Here is a 20,394-nt window from a genome sequence, read left to right as displayed (position 1 = left end):
ACTAAGACAAAAATACAAAAAAAAATATCATTTTTTCCTGTACGGGTAAGGAAAGAAGTCTGACAAGGTCAGAAAGAGGCAAACTTTCTCAAGGGATGTAAAATCCGACGAAATCTTTACGTTTGTCGGAAAAATGCCTTATATTTGCCTTAGTGATTGGTGATAAATTTCTTGTGTCATGAAAAAGTTAATCTCCATCCTTTTCCTTCTGGGTATTGCCGGGATTATTTTCGCCCAGGAGCCCGATGAGGTGGCCACCCGGTTTATGGAACAACTGGCCAGGTTTTCCCATGAGAAAATACACGTCCAAACGGATAAATCTGCTTATTTATCGGGCGAACGTGTCTGGCTCCGAAGTCATCTGGTGGAAGCCACCACCAATATGCCCGCTTTTTTAAGCAGGTATGTGTATGTTGAATTGTTCAGTCCTTTTGACCAGGTGATACAGCGGATCAAAATCAGACCCGACAGTATCGGTGTTTATTCGGGTTATCTCGATCTGAATGAAGAGCTCCCCGAAGGCAATTATACCATAAGGGCATACACCCGGTACATGAGAAATCAGGGGAATGAGGCTTTCTTTAAGAAGACAATTCAGGTGTTGGATCCTTATTCCTTGCAGATTGAGCCTGTCCCCCATTTTGTGGTAAACGGAAACAGGGTAAATGTGAATTTCAAATTCGTGGACACTGCTGGCAAAGATACCATAACCCCCGATATTGTGACTTTTCAACTCTTAGATGAAGCTGAAAGGAGAATCTCTCCGGATGGAAACAGCAATTTTAAATGGGATTTCATGTTCAAGGGAAAAAGGAATAACCGCAACTTGCTCTTAGGTGTGGTGCATAACGGAAGAAAATATAACAAATATTATCCGATACCGTATGATACAAACGATTTTGACATCACTTTCCACCCCGAGGGAGGTTATCTCATTCCCGGTCAGACATGCCAGGTGGGTTTTAAAGCCATTAATCCTTCGGGATTGAGTGAAGAGGTGACCGGTACCCTGTTCAATTCGAAAGACGAGGAGATCGTACAATTCAGAACCTTGAAATTCGGCATGGGTTTTTTTAATTTTATTCCCCAGGCAAATGAAAAGTATTACGCTGTCTGCAAGACGAAAAGAAGTGACACAAAACGGATCGATCTCCCTATTCCCGACTTTCGCTCAAGAACGGTTTCTGCCAGGCTTAACGGCGAAAATAGAATCGTAGTCTCGATGCTGAAAGGAAATGCGGCGCCGGAGGATCCTGTATATATCCTCATACACAGCAAAGGCGTGGTCTATTTCCATCAGCTCTGGGAAAACCCCTCAAGAGCCTATTCCTTTGCTACTAATAATTTCCCAACCGGAATCATAAGTATTCTCCTGTTGAGTGATAAGAATGAAATTCTCAGCGAACGGATGATATTTAATTTGAATCGAAATGATTTTGCCGTTTTGGATACAGAATTATCATCCCCGGCATACAAGCGGAGACAACTCATCCGTCTCAGGCTGCGACTGGCAGATTCCGACACAATTGCCTTCTCCGACAATATGGCAGTGGCGGTGACCGATAAAAACGTTGTCAGGCAGGACACGACCAACAATTTACTTTCTACCCTTTTACTCTCTTCGGAACTGAAAGGTTTTATAGAATCACCGGCCAGTTATTTTAATGGCTATGCTGTTGCGGACAAATATGCGCTCGATGCGTTAATGCTGACCCAGGGATGGAGACGATACGATATTCCAGAAGTACTTAAGGGGAATATAGCTGTTCCCGGTCAGTTTCGTCCTGAGGAATTTCAGGAAGTAAGTGGAAGATCTGAAGCTTTGTTTGGCAGTTTGAAGGAAGGAGAGATTAGCCTGTATGCCACCCTGGACTCGCTGTATAGCGGGGAAACAACGACGGCGGATGAGAAAGGGCGCTTTATGTTTAAAGTGGAATATCCTGAAAACACCGAAATTACGGTGCAATCCTTGAGTAAGAAGGGAGGAAGAGGTAATACTATTCATTTAGACCAGGAAACTTTTCCTGATCACACTTTCTCTACTATCCCCCTGGGCAGCCTGGGGGCGGAGCAGCCGACTGTTGATTTGGATGCTTATATGAAGAAGGCCAATGAAGAGTATAGTTTGAAATACGGTATACGTACAATTATGCTGGAAGAGGTTACTGTCTCTGCTCCAAAATTAGAAAAATACAAAGAATCGATGTACTATTCTTCTCTCTATGCGTCGGGACTGGTTACCGCGGAAGATATGGAAAAACGGAATTATAGCAGCTTCCGGTCGTTGCTGGTCTCTAACCCCAGTCTGGTTGTCAGTGGCTCCGATAAAGTGACTACTACTCAATCTGGTAAGCCCGTGTTATTTATTATTGATGGTGTAAAATACGAAGATTTCCAGATTGAATCGATTGATATAAGTGATATCGATAACTTGTTTGTTCTTAAAAATAATTTGGGTTTGTTTACTTATGCTCCTAATACCGAGGGTGCTGTTGTAATAACCACAAAACATGGTTTTGTTCAGAAAAACGTGAAATCGTTGAATATCGACAGGATAAGACCCCTCGGCTACCAGCTTCCCGCGGAATTTTATATGCCGGCCTATGAGACACAAGAGCAGCGAGAGTCATCGACACCCGATCTGCGGACGACCATCTTTTGGAAACCGAATGTGCAGTTCTCTAAGGAGGGGGAAGCGGTGGTGGAATTTTATTCTGCCGATACGCCGACCACTTATCAGCTCATTGGCGAAGGCGTTACAAGTGCCGGCAAAATAATCCGGTGGGAAAAAGAAGTCACGGTAGAAAGCAGCTATTAAGCTGCTGTGGCAAGGTGATTTGTCAGGGGATAGGTTATCATAGGGAGTTTATCACATGTATAGTCTGTACTGCCACAAGGCAAGCCGTTTCAGTCCGAAGGCGCGATTCGCTTAGGGTGACAGGCTCAAAACCGGCGGCAATTGCTTCTTCTACCTCCTCCTGGCTGAAATCTCCTTCGGGCCCGATAAGGATAAGGAGGTTTTCACCCTTTTTGTAGTGTTGTGCCAGGGGGACTTTGGGAAGATCATGACAATGGGCGATACATTTTTTACCGTTAAACGGCCGGGATATGATATCCTTGAATCCTTTTAACTTTTCAATCTCAGGAAGGAAGGCCTGTTGTGATTGTTTCATTGCCGAAACGGCAATTTTTTCCAAACGTTCTGTTTTGATCTCTTTCCGTTCGGAATAGTGACAAAGGATCGGTATAACGGTGTCAATCCCTACTTCCACGGCTTTTTCAACAAACCATTCGTTTCGATCCGTCTGTTTGGCGGGGGCAAAAGCCACCCGGAGATCATAATCCCACCCTTTACGTTTCGCGATGCTGTTTTGGATACTCACCATGCATTGCTTTGGATGGGCCTGGACGAGTATGCATTCGTAAAAGAAACCCTTCCCGTCGGTGACGGTCAACTTGTCCCCTTCCCGCATACGGAGCACTTTGACACAGTGTTGCGATTCCTTTTCGGGAAGCAGGGAGTTTTGCCCGATGGCGGGAGAGTAGAAGAGTGTATCAGCCATAAGCCTACATTCAGGATTTATTCTCCCTTCGGTTAATTTCATCACGTAAGCGGGTCGCCAGCTCGTAATTTTCTTCCTTCACTGCATCATTAAGACGATTTTTGAGGGCATCTAACCGAAGATCCGACAATTCCTCGTCCTCCTGGACGGGCTCGCTGCTTTTCAATTCCGGTGAACCAGCGGGTGTCTGTTCGTCAAATACGATCGCCATTTTCTGCATGATCTCCTCCGTGGTGAAAATCGGGGAGTGGGTGCGGATCGCCAATGCCACCGCGTCGGAGGTGCGGGAGTCGATGCGGTACTCTTTGCCGTTCTGCAACAGGAGTAATTCCGAGAAAAATGCACCGTCTTCAAACTTATGGATCAGCACTTCCAACAATTCAACTCCCAGTTCATTCCAGATAGCACAAATAAGGTCGTGCGAAAGAGGTCGGGGTGGGATAATTCCTTCCATTACAATGGCAATGGATTGTGCTTCAGGTGTACCAATGACAATCGGTAGCCGGCGTATACCGTTCTCCTCCGCAAAAATAAGCGCGTAAGCTCCGGCCTGCACCTGACTGAAAGATATTCCCAATACGGACAGTTTGACTTTTTTTGACACAGTCTATTCGTTTTTTTTTGATTAAAACAACTTCAAATATAGTGAATGCCGACAGACAAGCCAAACTTGTGGGAGCTTGTCCCAGGCACATCGAATATTTAATATTCTGTAAATATAATATTTTTTTCGTGCAAGAAGAATATATCAGAGGAAATTTTTGCTGATTTGTATGGGAATTTATAAAAAATATGTACCTTTGCACTCGATTTGAAACACGGTGGATGTAGCTCAGCTGGTTAGAGCGTCGGATTGTGGTTCCGAAGGTCGCGGGTTCGAGCCCCGTTTTCCACCCACTCTCACAGAAGTGAGTTTTTATCCTTTTTAGATTTGTTTTAGGTGATCACGTATTTTACATACGTGATTTTTTTTGTTCTTTCGCACATCCGACAAGGTATCCGTTGGAGCCGCTTTCGTATGGGGCGGTTCCACATTCATGGCCTCGATCTTTGTTGTTTGAACGGCATGCTCCTTCTTTGATCCAGTACAAGAAATCAGTAAAAACAGAGAAATAAGGAAGGATAACCGTGCCAAAATCTTGGATATACCTGCCGGCTTACTTTACAGTAAATTGTAACGTGCCCTGCGCCGAAACTCCGCGCAAGTGATAGCCGTGGCTGCCGCCACGTTCAATGATTCGGAAGTAGCTCTTGCTTCCGGGAAATTCGGGATAAAAAGTTTTTTGTTGATCAACTTCTTCGTTTCACTGCCAATACCCCTGCCTTCACTTCCCATCACAATGAAACCGTTATCGGAAAGCGCGGTAGAATAAATATCATCTCCTTCCAGGAAAGTGCCGTAAATGGGAAGATGCGATTGTTGCCGAAGGAACTCAACAAGATCGGTGTGAAATACGTTTACCCGGGCAATGGCTCCCATGGTAGCTTGTACGGTTTTGGGATTAAAGATATCCACCGTATCGTAAGAGCTGATGATATGCTCAATCCCGAACCAGTCGGCAATACGGACAATGGCTCCCATATTGCCCGGATCCTGAATGCCATCCAGCACAAGGGATAGCCGGTTGTCGAAATCAGTTTTTTCAATCTGTCGCGATGGACGATAAAAGACGGCCATGATTGGCGGTGCTGTTTTCAAAAAAGTAGCCTTTTTTAATTCGTTTTCATCCGCCGTGACAACCTCCTCCGCCTTTAATTCGGGATGAGACGACAAGATGGAGGGTAGTGCCGCGATAAGTTGACAGCGGCAGGTGGTTAACAGGTCGAAAACCAGTTTTGTCCCTTCGGCCACGAAAGTATTGTGTTCGTTGCGGAATTTCTTTTCATTCAACGACCGGATATATTTTATTTTGCTTTTACTTAAACTCATCACCCGCAAAAATAGCAATATTCCTTGGTAAGATGGGCAATCTAACATGAAAATCGGTGAGATCCTGCCAAAAAAAGTCTCAAACATATCAATTATTTAAGTTTGAAAATTAAAAAAAGAATTACCTTTGTGAATAATAACCCTTTCGATATTAAATTACATGTGAATTGTAAATTAAGACTTTATATTTTACCGATATTTTATGAACGATAACACCTTAATGAACAAAGCGGCCGATAATATTCGAATTCTTTCGGCATCGATGGTAGAGCGGGCTAAATCAGGCCATCCCGGCGGACCAATGGGGGGAGCCGATTTTATCAATGTCCTTTTTTCTGAGTTTTTGGAATATGATCCCGAAGATCCGGCATGGGAATCGAGAGACCGGTTTTTCCTCGATCCGGGACATATGTCGCCGATGCTGTACTCCGTGCTTTGTCTCAGCGGCAAATTTTCACTGGATGAATTAAAAGAGTTTCGTCAGTGGGGTAGCCCCACACCGGGGCATCCCGAGATCGATGTGATGCGGGGTGTGGAGAATACATCCGGCCCGTTGGGACAAGGCCATGCGTACGCCGCCGGTGCGGCTATTGCCGCCAGATTTTTGAAGGCGAGATTGGATGATCCCATAGATCATACCATTTACACCTATATCTCCGACGGAGGCATCCAGGAAGAAATTTCGCAGGGAGTGGGGCGTATTGCCGGCCACTTGGGATTGGGTAACCTGATCATGTTTTATGATTCCAACAATATACAGCTCTCCACTACCACGGACGTGGTCACCAGTGAAGATGTGGCCAAAAAGTATGAAGCATGGAACTGGAAAGTGATATCTATCGATGGTAATGATGTGGAGGAGATCCGCAGCGCATTGACAGAGGCGAAAGCCGAAAAAGAGAAACCGACACTGATCATAGGGGATACCGTGATGGGACGCGGCGCCTTGGCGGCAGACTGTACTTCGTTCGAATGCCAGGTATCCACACATGGACAACCATTAAGTGCCGCGGGCGCTGATTTCGGCCAAACAATCAAAAATTTAGGCGGTGATCCCGAAAATCCTTTTGTGATCTTCCCGGAGGCGGAAAAACTGTATGCCGGACGGAAAGAGCAACTGAAAGAGATCGTATCGGCAAAAAGGGCGAAACAGGAGGAATGGGCCAAAGCCAATCCCGGACTGGCGGAGAAAAAACGTAAGTGGTTTGCCCGGGAACTGCCGCGAATCGATTGGTCAACCATTCAGCAAAAACCCAATTGCGCCACCCGCGCAGCTTCGGCCGCGGTGTTGGGCGAATTGGCTAAACAGGTGGAAAATATGGTGGTGGCATCGGCCGACCTTTCCAATTCCGATAAAACAGACGGTTTTTTGAAATATACCAAAGCTTTGGCAAAGGATGATTTTTCTGGCGCTTTCCTGCAGGTTGGAGTTTCTGAATTTACCATGTCCTGCCTGTGCATCGGAATGAGCCTTCACGGAGGTGTTATTCCCGCTTGCGGAACATTTTTCGCTTTCTCCGATTATATGAAACCATCCATCCGGGTAGCAGCGTTAATGGAAACACCGGTTATTTTTATCTGGACGCACGACGCGTTCCGTGTGGGGGAAGACGGGCCTACCCATCAACCGGTAGAACAAGAGGCGCAGATACGCCTGCTGGAGAAATTGCAGAATCATCACGGTAGAAATTCCATGCTGGTGCTTCGTCCGGCCGACGCCCATGAGACGACCGTGGCCTGGAAAATGGCAATGGAAAACAGTGGAACGCCAACAGGGCTGATCCTCTCCCGTCAGGATATCAAAGACCTTCCGGCCGTTGAGTCGCGTTTCAATGAGGCGCTGAATGCGGCAAAGGGAGCCTATATTGTACAGGACGATACGAATTACGAGGTGATATTGCTTGCGTCAGGATCGGAAGTGGCTACTTTGGTGGAAGGAGCGGACCTGTTACGCGCCGATGGAGTGAAAGTACGCATAGTTTCCGTTCCTTCAGAGGGATTATTCAGAGCTCAATCCGCCGAATACCAGGATTCCGTGTTGCCCAAAGGAAAGAAAAAGTTTGGCCTTACCGCGGGACTTCCCGTGACCTTGGAAGGGTTGGTCGGTGCTGACGGAGCAGTATGGGGAATGACCTCTTTTGGATTTTCCGCCCCTTATAAGGTCCTCGACGAGAAACTGGGATATACCGGAAAGAATGTTTACGAACAGGTGAAAAAACTGTTATAATAAGAAGACTCGGACGGTTGTCGGCGTTTATGGCGGATGACCGTTCCCACTTAAACTGATCAGCATGTCTTTATTCGATAATTCAGAAAAGCCTATAGGATTGGCGTCCGATCATGCGGGCTATAAAGTAAAGCAATTCATCATCAAGGTGTTTGAAGAAAAAGGAATCCCTTACAGGGATTTTGGCGCCTACTCTGAAGAAAGCAGTGACTATCCCGATTTCGCGCATCCTTTGGCAAAGGCTATCGAGGAGGGCGAATGTTACCCGGGAGTGGCTATTTGCGGGACAGGAATAGGAATCAGCATGGCGCTGAATAAACACCAGGGAGTCCGCGCCGCTTTGTGCTGGAATCCCGAAGTGGCTTCCCTGGCAAGGGCACATAATGATGCAAATGTGCTGGCACTGCCGGGCAGATTGCTGAGTGAGGAGGAAATCTATGAAATACTGGTGATGTTCCTGAATACACCTTTTGAAGGAGGACGCCACGGAAGGAGAGTGAGTAAGATCCCTTGCGGATAGACGTTATGCTGTCCGGCTCATATAGTCGGCTCAATTCTATCATTGGAACTCTCTTCCCCTAATTCAATATGCGCATGAAGAAGAGGAGAATGTACGTTGCACTTTTATTATTGCAACTTGTCTTTTGGCTGGGTTGTAATGATATGGGTATGCAATTCGATAACCATCCGAAAGGTAATTTCGACGCGTTATGGACTATTCTGGACAGGAATTACTGTTTTTTTGAATATAAGGATATCGATTGGGGTGAAGTCTACAAGAAGTACAGCGCGCGCGTTACTTCCGAGATGGACAATGACGCCCTCTTTAAGCTCATGGGACAGATGCTCGCAGAATTAAAGGACGGACATGTGAATTTATCCGCTGCCCATGATGTAACCCGTTATTGGGAATGGCAGGAGGAGTATCCTGCTAATTTTGACTCATCGATCCAGGAATATTATCTGGGGAAAGATTACAGTATTGCCTCCGGAATGAGGTATAAGATACTGGAAGACAACATCGGTTATCTCTATTACGGAAGTTTTTCCAATGATGTGGGACATGGAAACCTTGATCAGGTGTTGAACAGGATGGCTATTTGCCAGGGACTGATCATTGATATAAGAAACAACGGAGGAGGGAGCCTTACCAATGTGGAAAGGATTGCAAGCCGCTTTTTCAACGAGCGCCGGCTTATCGGTTATATCTCCCATAAAGTCGGACCCGGTCATAACGATTTCTCCTCCCTGTATCCGAAATATGTGGAGAGTTCCGACAGGGTGCGTTATCAGAAGCCGGTAGTCGTTCTCACCAACAGGGGATGTTACAGTGCCACCAATGAATTTGTCAGCATAATGAAATACGCCCCGAATGTAACGGTCATGGGCGACAAGACAGGTGGAGGCAGTGGATTGCCATTCACCTCCGAACTACCCAACGGCTGGTCGATCCGTTTCTCAGCCTCCCCCATGTTCAACGCGGAGAAAGAGCATATTGAATTTGGCGTAGAACCCCATATCTATGTGGATATGCTGGGAGAAGACAGGGAAAAAAAACGGGATACGATAATCGAGAGGGCACGGACATGGTTGAAAAATCAGTGACCCCGCGTAATAGCGGTTCCTGATGTGGCTTCACCGATAGGAAGATCATGCGTTTCGTGCGATAATATAGTACTGTGTAATGATGGATTTGCCAAGAGACCATAAAACAAATAATACAGGTAGTCAACACATAATATCCCTATACCATAACAACGGCAAGCGCTTGTTCTGCTGTTGGATGTGTTGATATGCTCTCTTTATATTCGTTCTTTTTGTTTACTCGGAACCTGTCCGGGTGTTTCCTTTTTATCCATCCATCTTAAAACTTACGAATATGTTTGAAGAGCTTAAAACAAAAAATCGTATTCCTCAACGAAAATCAAATCAAGAAGGTAATTTCTATAAAAATAGTTCTCTGAAGCCGGGTATGAACGACCGGATACGTATTCTTAGGGAAGAGAGTATCTCAACCCCGGCGTCCCTTTCTATCGAGCGTGCACTGATAGAAACCGCATTCTATAAAGAGAACGACGGGAAATATGCTATTCCTGTGATGCGCGCGTTGAATTTTTTAGAGATCTGCGAAAAAAAGAGCATTTACATCGGAACGAATGAGCTGATCGTCGGTGAACGCGGAGAGAAACCCAAGGCAGTATACACATTTCCCGAACTGACCTGCCATTCTGTGGGAGATCTGCATGTGTTGAATACACGTGAACAGCAACGTTATGTGATCAGTGAGGAGGATATCGATATTTACCGGCATGAGGTGATCCCTTATTGGAAAGGCCGTTCACAGCGAGACCGTATTTTTGAGCATGTCCCCCACGAGTGGAAAGCGGCTTACGAAGCCGGCATGTTCACCGAGTTCATGGAGCAGCGGGCACCGGGACATACCTGTATGGATGGTAAGATCTACCGGAAAGGGATGCTCGATTTCAAAAGGGAGATAGAGGAAGAAATGGCAAAACTCGATTATTGCAATGATCCGGAAGCACTCGACAAAGAAGACCAGTTACATGCCATGGCCATATCCTGCGATGCCATCATCCGGCTGGCCGAGCGTCATGCCGGGAAAGCCGAAGAGATGGCCCGCCATGAAAAGAACCCGGCAAGGGTGGAAGAATTGAACCGTATCGCCGAGGTATGCCGGAGGGTGCCGGCCCATGCACCGCGCAACTTTTGGGAAGCGATCCAGATGTATTGGTTTATTCATCTGGGGGTGATTACCGAACTGAACGGATGGGACGCGTTCAATCCCGGACATTTCGACCAGCATCTGGCGCCGTTCTATCAAAACGACCTTGAAAACGGCACGTTGACGCGCGAGGAGGCAAAGGAACTGCTCTGCTGTTTCTGGATCAAGGTGAACAACCAGCCGGCTCCGCCGAAAGTGGGAATTACCGCCAATGAAAGCGGCACCTATAACGATTTCACCAATATCAATATAGGAGGTGTGAAGCCTGACGGCTCGGATGGTGTGAATGATGTTTCCTACCTGATGCTTGAGGTGATCGAGGAGTTGCATATCCTTCAACCGGGCAATTCGGTGCATATCGCCTCAGTAACCCCTAACCGTTTCCTGCACGCGGCGATCAAAGTAATCCGTCAGGGGCATGGTTACCCGTCGGTGTTCAACCCCGACGTCTACATCCAGGAGATGCTGCGTTCCGGAAAATCACTGTGCGACGCGCGGGAGGGAGGGTGCAGCGGATGTATCGAGGTGGGCGCATTCGGGAAAGAGGCTTATCTGCTGACCGGCTATCTGAATGTCCCAAAGATACTGGAAATCACACTCTTTAATGGTGTGGATCCGGTGACAGGCAAGAAGGTGGGCATTGAAACCGGTGATCCGCGCGGTTTTACCTCGTATGATGAGTTGTATGACGCATTCCATGCCCAGTTGAAATATATCATCGACCTGAAGATAAGGATTAATCACTATATTGACCGGATGTATGCCCGCTATTATCCGGCGACGTTCCTGTCCGTAGTGATGGACGATTGCATTAAAAAGGGGCGGGATTATTACAACGGCGGCCCGCGTTACAATACCACCTATATCCAATGTACCGGCCTGGGAACAGTAACCGATTCCCTCTCTTCTCTCAAGAAACATGTCTTCGAGATGAAAGATATCGGAATGGATCAGTTGCTGTATGCGATTTCCGTCAATTTTGAAGGAGAAGAGGTGTTGCGCCAGCGGATCATCAACCATACCCCTTTCTTCGGAAACGACGACGATTACGCTGATGAGATCGCGGTGAAGGTATATGATGATATGTTCGACCTGATTGATAACCGTCCGAATGGAAAGCCAGGCGGTAAATACCATCTGAACATGTTGTCCACCACCTGCCACAACTATTTCGGGAACGTGATGGGAGCTATGCCCAACGGACGTTTGGCCGGAAAAGCCATTTCAGATGGTACGTCCCCCTCGCACGGATGCGATACGCATGGTCCTTCCGCGGTGATCCGGTCTTTGAGTAAACTGGATCAGGTGAAATCGGGTGGAACACTGTTGAATTTACGATTCCTCCCCAGTCTGCTTCGACGTGACGAAGATGTGGTAAAACTCGGGAATCTTATCCGGAGTTATTTTGCCCAAGGAGGGCACCATGTGCAATTCAATATTGTGGATACGGCCACGTTGATTGCTGCCCGCGACAATCCCGAAGAGTACAAGGACCTGTTGGTGAGGATGGCGGGATACAGTGATTATTTCAATGACATGCACGAAAACCTGAAGCAGGAGATCATCGAACGTACCGAAAACGAATCGTTTTAAAAACGAAAGTCGATGCCTTTCCTATTTGACATAAAACGGTATTCGATCAATGATGGTCCCGGGGTGAGGGTGACGGTCTTTTTCAAGGGATGCCCGCTTTCGTGCAGATGGTGTCATAATCCTGAGAGCATCTCCTTTAAAACCGAGAAGTTGTATGATAAAAGCAAATGCATCGGATGTGGATCGTGTGTGGCCGTATGCCCTGAAAACGCACTTACGCTGACTAAAACGAGTGGCGTCGTTACGGATTCCGGGGAATGTGTCCTTTGCGGGAAATGTGCCGAAGTGTGTCCCACCAAAGCCATTGAGATGAGCGGGCGGGATTATTCCGAAGATGAAGTGATGACTGCCGTCTTAAAAGAGACCCATATCATGGATGCTTCGGGCGGCGGGGTTACTTTCTCGGGCGGTGAACCGTTGATGTATCCCGAAGCATTGAAAAGCCTGTTGATCCGGTGCGGAATGGAGGGTATCCACCGGGCAATCGATACCTCAGGCTGTGTGAAATCGCCGGTGGTGGAAGATATCCTGCCCCATGCCGACCTTTTCCTGTATGACCTGAAACTGATGAATGCACAGAATCATCGTAAATGGGTGGGAGTGGATAACACACTCATTCTGAAAAACCTCGCACTCATTTCCGATCACGATAAAGAATATCATATCCGTATTCCTTTGGTGGAAGGGGTAAATACCGATGATGAAAATATAATAAAGACGATAGATTTTCTGAATGGGTTGAAACGAAAACCGACCGTTGTGGGATTGCTGCCTTATCATAATATCGCTTCCAAAAAATATGAGAAGCTGGGGAAGACCTACAACGGAAACGGTATGGCGGAACCATCCAAAGAACGTATGACTCAAATTCTCTCTGTTTTCACAGCAAATGGGTTGAATGCGGTGATTGGAGGTTAATCCTCCGTTTTTTCATTCGGATCGAGATCACTGATAAAATCTTTTGGAAGTTTCCCGAATTGTTTCTGGAAACATTTTGCAAAGTAAGACGGATTGTTAAAACCTACCCGGTAACACACTTCATTCACCCGGTATCTTCCTTCGCTTAACAGTTCGGCAGATTTTTTCAGCCGCATGGACTGGATGAGCTTATTGGGTGTCACTCCCGATATCTGCTTTATCTTTGCGAACAGCCCCGAACTGCTGAGGCCTATCTCTTTCGCCAAGTCGTCGATGGAAAAATCGGAATTTTCTATATTCCGTTCAATGATCTCATTTAGTTTTACCAGAAAATCTTCATCTGTTTTGTTTCCGGCAATACTTTTCAGGGTGGCATAAGGGGTCTGGGTGAATTTTTGGAATAACAATTGCCTTGATCTTAATAGATTACGGATACGTGCGGACAAATAAGACATATGAAAAGGCTTTTCAAGATATGCGTCCGCTCCTATTTCAAACGCTTCGATCTTTGAAACCACGCTTGTTTTTGCCGTCAGCATAATAATCGGAATATGGCTCCATAGAAAATTTCGTTTGACGGTTTTGCAAAATGCAATGCCGTCCATATTCGGCATCATCATGTCTGTAACGATGATATCTATTGGATGATTTTCCAGGACGCTCAAGCCTTCCTTTCCATCGTTTGCCATATAAACGAGGTAGTCGTTAAGGAACTGTTTACGGATAAAAGCCTGCATGTCCGCATCGTCTTCCACGATCAGCAACGATGGTTTTTCACCGGTATTCGGACCGGAACAGACCTCTCCTGAATCATCATCTTCAGTTTCTATATCGTGACTTAACCGTGTCTCTGGGAAATAGTCCCCTGGGAGATGCTCTTCATCCTGCCTGTTCATTTTAGGAAGGATGATCGAAATGGAAAAGCCTTCACCGGGATGATTCACCGTTTCTATTTTTCCTTCGAACGCATCCACGATCGATTTTACCAGATACAACCCGAGTCCCGTGCCGGAATTGTATTGTCCCGATACCTGATAAAACGGCTTGAATATATGTCCGGTTTCCGATTCAGGTAAGCCGATGCCGTTATCAGTTACCGAGATTTTGTAATAATCTGGGGCGAGATGGGCCTGGAGTCTCAGAACGATGAGGTCGGTCGTGTATTTTGATGCATTGCCCAGCAGGTTACTGACCACTTTTGTCAGATTTTCCGCATCGGCCATCGTTTCGAAATCTGTGTCGTCGGAGAAATATTCGAACCGGATATGTTTACTTTCCACAAACGGCCTGAATCGTTTATATATCTCTACCAGTAAGTGATGAATGTTTTGCCATGATAATGAAATCTGAACGCATCCCTTTTCAATCTTTGAAAAATCGAGTAACTGGTTTACTAATGTTAAAAGCCTCTGGCTATTACTTTTTATGATATCCAGGTTTTCCGTTATCGTATCGGGCATTGCACCTGAAGCTTCAATCACTTGTTCTGCAGGAGCAATGATCAGGCTTAGCGGTGTCCGTATTTCATGGGCCACATTGGTGAAAAATTCTATCTTGGAGCGATACATCTCTTTTTCCTGCTCGCTTCTGATACTGGCGATTTTCTCCTCGTTTTTCCGTCTCTCTTTCTCCCGAAGAAAATGAAATAGGAATAAGATTCCGGTAATGAGAAACAGCATGTAGAGCGTAATCGACCATCCATTCCACCAGAGGGGTGGTTTTACAACGACGCCCAGCGCATATCCTTCGTCGTTCCATACCCCGTCGTTATTCGATGCTTTTACCCTGAAAGTGTAGTTTCCGGGTGGAATGTTCGTGTATGTCGCTCTCCGTTCTTTCCCGGCATCATTCCAGCTCTTGTCGAATCCTTCCAACATAAAGGAATACAGGTTTTTCTCGGGAGCAAAAAAACTTAACGCCGTAAATCCAAAGCTGAATGAATTTTTATTGTGTGCCAGTGTAAGAACAAGTTGATTGTGTTTATTTCCGGTGATAAAATTATCCATATTCACCGGCTTGTTGAACAGTTGAAAATCTGTTATCGCGATAGGAGGCACGTGCGTGTTCTTAGGTATTTGTTTGGGGTAGAAGGTGTTGAATCCGTTTGGCGTGCCTATATAAATTTTTCCTGAAGAGGTTTTGAATCCGGAGTTTGGCGTGAACAGGTCGCTCAGCAATCCATCGCTTTTGGTGAATTGGCGGTATTGCTTTGTGGAAGGTGTATAACAGATCAAACCCTTCAGCGTGGCAATCCACAGGTTTTCGTTTTCGGCTAAGATCTTACAGATATAATTGCTTTGGAATTCCATCTTTTCATCGATAAAGATATCCTTTTCGGGGTCATACCGGCATAGGCCGTGGTTTGTTCCGATCCATAGTTGTTGCTTTTCATCGGTTCCCAGGCAAATCACATCGTTACTGATTAATGAATTCTCGTCATCAGATTCGAACAGATATTCCGTCCATTGGCCGGATTCGAGATCGAGCTTTTGTAATCCCCTATTGATCGTCGCAAACCAGATATGGTTTCCTGTCTGTAAAATATCCATTACTATTTCATTCAGGAGACGGACACGGGTGAAATTATCCGATTGCCGGTTATACAGGTTTATTCCTGACGAGGTGCCAATCCAGATATTTGCCAGCGAATCACGATATATCGAATAGATGTTATTCGCATCCAGTGTGTTTTTATCTGCATGAACCGAAACATAATGTTTGATCTTCTTCGTGTGAAGATCCATCACATTGAGTCCTCCCGTATATGTTCCGACCCACAGGTTGTTGTTATCTATCACGAGGGCATGCACATTATCAAAGGAGAGGCCATTCGTTTTATCCTTATAACTATATGCGTGGAATTTTCCGGTTTTTACATTCATTTCGTTTAATCCCCCGTCTTCCGTTCCGATCCATATATTGCCGTACGGGTCTTCGCAAAAACAGCTGACCACGTTTCCCGTAACAGAATTTTCATGTTTGATATACGTATATCCTGTGAAATAGTTCCTGTTGGGCGACGCATAATTTATTCCACCATAATATGTCCCGATCCAGAGCCCGCCTTCGTTATCCTTATAAATGGGATACACAAAACAATTGGAGAGCATCGGTTCCCGGAAATGCTGGTCCGGCCGGTTGCCAGCTATGGGTGATATTTTGAAGGAAGTAAGCCCGTCGTTCGACCCGATCAGTAGGGTGCCCGCATCGTATTCCGTCAATTGATGGATATGCAGGATCCGGTCTTTACCGGGGATATGTAAATGTCTTTCGGTGATGATCCCTTTGTGTTTATCTACTGCGATCAGGCCGTTTGTCCATGTTCCGAACCACAATGTGCCGAAAGTATCCTCCAGCATACTGTATGCGCGTAACTCCTTTTGTTCGTTGAAGGGCATATTCGGAAAGCCGGGAGTAAATTGGCCTGATTTCCTGTCAAACTTGTATATTTGATGCCGGGTATTATCTACCGAGGTCCAAATAATATTTTCTTTGTCTTTATAGATATATGTTACCCATATCTGTTCGTCCGGGTTCGTTTTGAATTTCTCGAAAGAATGGAGGAATAGCTTATTGTTTTCATACACAAAAACCCCTTGCCTTGCGGATGCGATCCATATTTTCCCGTTATCGGAGATCAGGTTTTGTATTCTTCCTGAAACCGGAGTCCCTTTTTCAGTTTTTAATATAAATGGATTGAACCCCTCTTTTCCCAGGTCAAACGTGCATACGCCCCGTTCGGTTCCGATCCAGAGTGTTTGATCCTCATCTTCAATTAGACAATATACGTAGTTATTGACCAGGGAATTTTCATTCCGGGGTATATTCCGGTAGGCGGTAAACGTGTAACCGTCGAATCGGTTCAACCCGTTTTCGGTCCCGAACCACATAAATCCTTTCGAGTCTTGGAGAACGGCATACACCGTATTCGAGGATAAACCGTCCTCTACCTTGTAATATTTGAAATTCAGTTCAATGGAGAATGATTTCAAACACGATATCGAAAATAGAAAGAATATGGAAAGTATTGTTCGCATGGATTTTTACGTCTATATCAGGCTCATTTTAAATTTTCTACAAATATATAGTGTTGAATTGACACTTAAAATAGAATTGTGTTATTTTTTTGGATTTTTTTTGTATTGCAAGTTTTTTTTTTACCTCAAATTTGCAAACAGGATCAGGGAGTTGTACATTGCTTCGAGTATTATTTTTTTTACTTTTTTATATTTTTAACCCTATGAGAGCAAATTCAAAAAACAACAAACATGGAATGAAATAAATAGTGGATCTTGTGTCGATTGGGTAACCATTTGATAACGAAAGCTGAAAAGAGAGAATGAAAGGAAAGTAAATAACGTAAAATTGATTAAAATCTATGAAAGTGGACACGTCTATTCATCATTCCCATTCTTTAAAGATGGGAAAATTGGTATTAATGATTTCAATACTTGCTTTCTTTGGAAGTGTTGAACCTGTTTTCTCTTCGTATGCCACTACCGGTATAGTACATGAAGAGGTGTCACAGAATCCTTTTACGGTAAAAGGAAGAGTGGAGGATGCTGCCTCCGGAGAGCCGCTTATCGGAGCAAATGTGATTGAAAAAGGAACCTCAAACGGAACAGTGACGAATGTCGACGGTTCTTTTAGTCTGACGGTCAAGGATGGTCGGGCTACTCTTGTCATTTCCTATATCGGTTATCAAACGGTGGAGATAGCGGCTTCGGATAATCTGAATATTTCACTCACCGAAGATACGGAATTGATCGATGAACTGGTGGTGATTGGATATGGTATGCAACGAAAGGGGGATGTGACAAGTGCCATTTCGAGTATTAAATCGGAAGATTTTACAGTAGGTAAGATTGGTGATGCCGCAGATCTGATCAAAGGTAAAGTGGCAGGGTTGAACATTACCAAAGGATCAGGTGATCCAAACCACTCTTCTACCATTCGTCTGCGGGGTGTAATATCATTGGAGGGAAGTTCCACCCCTTTAGTGCTGATCGATGGAATTGAGGGTAATTTGGGTACTGTGGCACCAGAGAATATTGCTTCAATCGATGTTTTGAAAGATGCTTCCGCCGCGGCAATTTACGGTACCCGGGGAGCGAACGGAGTAATTCTAATTACTACGAAATCAGGTAACAGAAGCGCGGAGACAATCGCCAATTATTCCGCTTATGCTTCCCTGTCCCGGTTTGGGAAAACGCTGGATTTTTACGGTCCGGAAGATATCAGGTTAGGGAAAACTAATTTTGTGGATAAAGGGTATGATACCGATTGGCTGGATGCCGTAACGCGAACGGCCATGACGCATAACCACAACATCAATATGCGCGGTGGAACCAGTAAAACAACCTATGCCGCCGATTTTACCTTTCGCAATGAAGATGGGGTAATCATGGATACCTATAGTAGGGATATAAAAGCAAATCTTGACCTGTCTCATTGGATGTTCAATGATATGCTGAAGATTCAACTGAACGTGGTAAAGGGGTTGCACAAGAACAGTGCAACAAACGCGAGTAATGCAGATGCCTCTAACATCTACCGTCAGGCCATTATCCACAATCCCACAGAACCGATATGGAACAATGACGGTACTTATTTTGAGAATTTTCAGGTAAACTATTACTATAATCCCGTAGGAATGATCAAGGAACGTACCGGCTCATACGACACTGAATGGACCCGGATGACAGGGAATATTACCTTTGAGCCGATCTCCGGCTGGCAAACAAATCTGATGGTGGCTACCCGTCGATTCAATGCCCACAATAAAGGGTATTATACTTCTGAGTATTACAGCCAAAAGATGGAAAACCACACCGGGTATGCGTATCATTCTTTCTCAGGAAGCCGTACAGACAATCTGGAGGTAACTTCAAAATACCACAACCTTCTTGGACAGCACCGTATTGACGGACTTGTGGGTTATAGTTACCAGTATGATGTAAATGAGGGATTCAATGCCAATAACTATGATTTTCAGAATGACTTTTTTCAATATAATAATCTGGGTGTAGGAGCAGCGCTCAAAGACGGGAAAGCAGGAATGGGAAGTTATAAGAACGACAATAAACTGATCGGTTTTTTCGGCCGCATCAGTTATGGCTACGCCGATAAATACAACGTGTTGCTAAGTGTTCGCCAGGAAGGGTCATCCAAATTCGGTGAAAATCACAAATGGGGTACTTTCCCTTCCGTTTCTCTGGGCTGGACAGTAAGCAATGAAGAGTTCATGAAGAACCTTACTTGGTTGAATCATCTGAAACTACGTGCCGGATATGGTGTTACCGGAGTAATACCCAATGATTCATATCAATCATTGACAAGATATGAACTGGGAACTTCCTACTATTATGAAAATGGTGTGTGGAAGCCCGGCCTTGTCGTGGGTTCCAATCCCAATCCAGACCTTAAATGGGAAAAATCGGGAGAAATTAATATCGGAGTCGATTTAAGTGTATTGAATGACCGTTTGGGGGCATCTGTTGATGTGTTCCACAAGAAAACATCCGATTTGTTATGGTGGTACACGGTTCCTGCTCCTCCAAATTTGCATACGGAAACATTAGCGAATGTAGGCGAAATGTGGAACAGAGGGATTGAAGTCGCGATTAACGCAACGCCGGTACGTTCGAAAGATTTTGAGTGGAAGAGCGTTCTTACCGGATCTTATACTACTAATAAACTGTTGAGTTTGTCTAATGATCTTTATGAAACCTCAAACGAGAAGGACGATGCCTGGTTAGGAGAACCCATTACAATTGCAACCCAACGATTGATCGTGGGGAAGACCGTCGGACAGTTCTTTGGCCTGAAATCGGTAGGAGTATCGGAGAACGGACTTTGGTTGATTGAAAACCCGGCAACAGGAGAAGCGGAAGAATTTACCGATAACATGCTGAATAACGATGACTATCGCCAGTATTTGGGAAATTCTCTTCCTAAAATATACATGGGATGGAGCAATACCTTCTATTACAAGAATTTTGACTTATCCATGCAGTTTACCGGGCAATTCGGATTCGATATACTCAATGAACCGCGTGCATTTTATGAAAATAACTCCATCGCCTATAACCGTCTGAAATCAGTTGAAAAGGCTCCTTATGGCGGACAATATACGCTTTCAACCGCGCAAAAACAGACCATTGTAAGTTACTACATGGAGAAAGGCGATTTTGTGAAGTTGACTAATCTTACACTGGGATATAGCGTGCCTTTGCGTAATACTACCTATGTGAAGGGTTTGAGGGCTTATATATCAGGAGATAACCTGTTTACCATTACTGAATATAGCGGGTTAGATCCAGAGTTGTCAAATAGCGACCCGCGCTCTGCCGGTATCGACTGGCGCGACAGATACCCGTCTATTCGTTCATTTACGTTCGGAGTGAATATTACATTCTAA

The 20,394-nt window shown here is 45.2% G+C and carries 11 protein-coding genes and 1 tRNA gene; 8 read left to right on the top strand and 4 right to left on the bottom strand.

The annotated features are described in order from the left end of the window. Nucleotides 1–178 precede the first annotated feature (178 nt). On the top strand, nucleotides 179–2,818 hold the full coding sequence (locus tag D7D25_RS12965; RefSeq protein ID WP_122969377.1) for an MG2 domain-containing protein: 2,640 nt from the start codon (nucleotides 179–181) through the stop codon (nucleotides 2,816–2,818). Nucleotides 2,819–2,855: 37 nt separating this feature from the next. Here the strand turns inward: D7D25_RS12965 and D7D25_RS12960 are convergent, their stop codons facing one another. Both D7D25_RS12960 and D7D25_RS12955 read right to left on the bottom strand, forming a co-directional pair. After that, a complete protein-coding gene (locus tag D7D25_RS12960; RefSeq protein ID WP_122969376.1) occupies nucleotides 2,856–3,563 on the bottom strand; it encodes a 16S rRNA (uracil(1498)-N(3))-methyltransferase in 708 nt (235 codons plus the stop codon). Between the two features lie 10 nt (nucleotides 3,564–3,573). After that, complete coding sequence (locus D7D25_RS12955; RefSeq protein ID WP_122969375.1) at nucleotides 3,574–4,167, bottom strand: bifunctional nuclease family protein; 594 nt, start codon at nucleotides 4,165–4,167, stop codon at nucleotides 3,574–3,576. A 216-nt stretch (nucleotides 4,168–4,383) separates the two neighbouring features. Here D7D25_RS12955 and D7D25_RS12950 point away from each other — a divergent pair. Further along, nucleotides 4,384–4,459, top strand: a tRNA-His gene (locus D7D25_RS12950). A gap of 266 nt (nucleotides 4,460–4,725) precedes the next feature. Here the strand turns inward: D7D25_RS12950 and D7D25_RS12945 are convergent. Next, a complete protein-coding gene (locus D7D25_RS12945) occupies nucleotides 4,726–5,493 on the bottom strand; it encodes an RNA methyltransferase (protein ID WP_185140261.1) in 768 nt (255 codons plus the stop codon). Nucleotides 5,494–5,695: 202 nt separating this feature from the next. Between D7D25_RS12945 and D7D25_RS12940 the strand changes: the two genes are divergently transcribed. The 5 genes from D7D25_RS12940 to D7D25_RS12920 all read left to right on the top strand — a co-directional run bounded on the left by D7D25_RS12940 (nucleotide 5,696) and on the right by D7D25_RS12920 (nucleotide 12,974). Beyond that, nucleotides 5,696–7,720, top strand: coding sequence for a transketolase (locus D7D25_RS12940; RefSeq protein WP_122969373.1), 2,025 nt, complete (start codon nucleotides 5,696–5,698; stop codon nucleotides 7,718–7,720). Between the two features lie 64 nt (nucleotides 7,721–7,784). Continuing rightward, on the top strand, nucleotides 7,785–8,240 hold the full coding sequence (rpiB, locus tag D7D25_RS12935) for a ribose 5-phosphate isomerase B (RefSeq protein ID WP_122969372.1): 456 nt from the start codon (nucleotides 7,785–7,787) through the stop codon (nucleotides 8,238–8,240). A 74-nt stretch (nucleotides 8,241–8,314) separates the two neighbouring features. After that, entirely contained in the window at nucleotides 8,315–9,325 is a 1,011-nt protein-coding gene (locus D7D25_RS12930) for a S41 family peptidase (RefSeq protein ID WP_255417302.1), read from the top strand. Nucleotides 9,326–9,692: 367 nt separating this feature from the next. Continuing rightward, complete coding sequence (hypD, locus tag D7D25_RS12925) at nucleotides 9,693–12,056, top strand: trans-4-hydroxy-L-proline dehydratase (RefSeq protein WP_122969402.1); 2,364 nt, start codon at nucleotides 9,693–9,695, stop codon at nucleotides 12,054–12,056. Between the two features lie 12 nt (nucleotides 12,057–12,068). Beyond that, nucleotides 12,069–12,974, top strand: coding sequence for a glycyl-radical enzyme activating protein (locus tag D7D25_RS12920; protein WP_122969370.1), 906 nt, complete (start codon nucleotides 12,069–12,071; stop codon nucleotides 12,972–12,974). Here D7D25_RS12920 and D7D25_RS12915 read toward each other — a convergent pair. Continuing rightward, nucleotides 12,971–17,011, bottom strand: a complete 4,041-nt coding sequence (locus D7D25_RS12915) for a hybrid sensor histidine kinase/response regulator transcription factor (RefSeq protein ID WP_122969369.1) — start codon at nucleotides 17,009–17,011, stop codon at nucleotides 12,971–12,973. The two genes, D7D25_RS12920 and D7D25_RS12915, sit on opposite strands and share 4 nt — an antisense overlap. 401 nt (nucleotides 17,012–17,412) lie before the next feature. Here D7D25_RS12915 and D7D25_RS12905 point away from each other — a divergent pair, with 401 nt between their 5' ends. Continuing rightward, entirely contained in the window at nucleotides 17,413–20,394 is a 2,982-nt protein-coding gene (locus D7D25_RS12905) for a TonB-dependent receptor (protein ID WP_255417301.1), read from the top strand.

Source organism: Proteiniphilum sp. X52 (assembly GCF_003712195.1).
In the GTDB taxonomy this organism is placed as follows: domain Bacteria; phylum Bacteroidota; class Bacteroidia; order Bacteroidales; family Dysgonomonadaceae; genus Proteiniphilum.
Note: the sequence above shows the minus strand (reverse complement) of the source record. Positions and strands in the feature narration are given on the sequence as shown.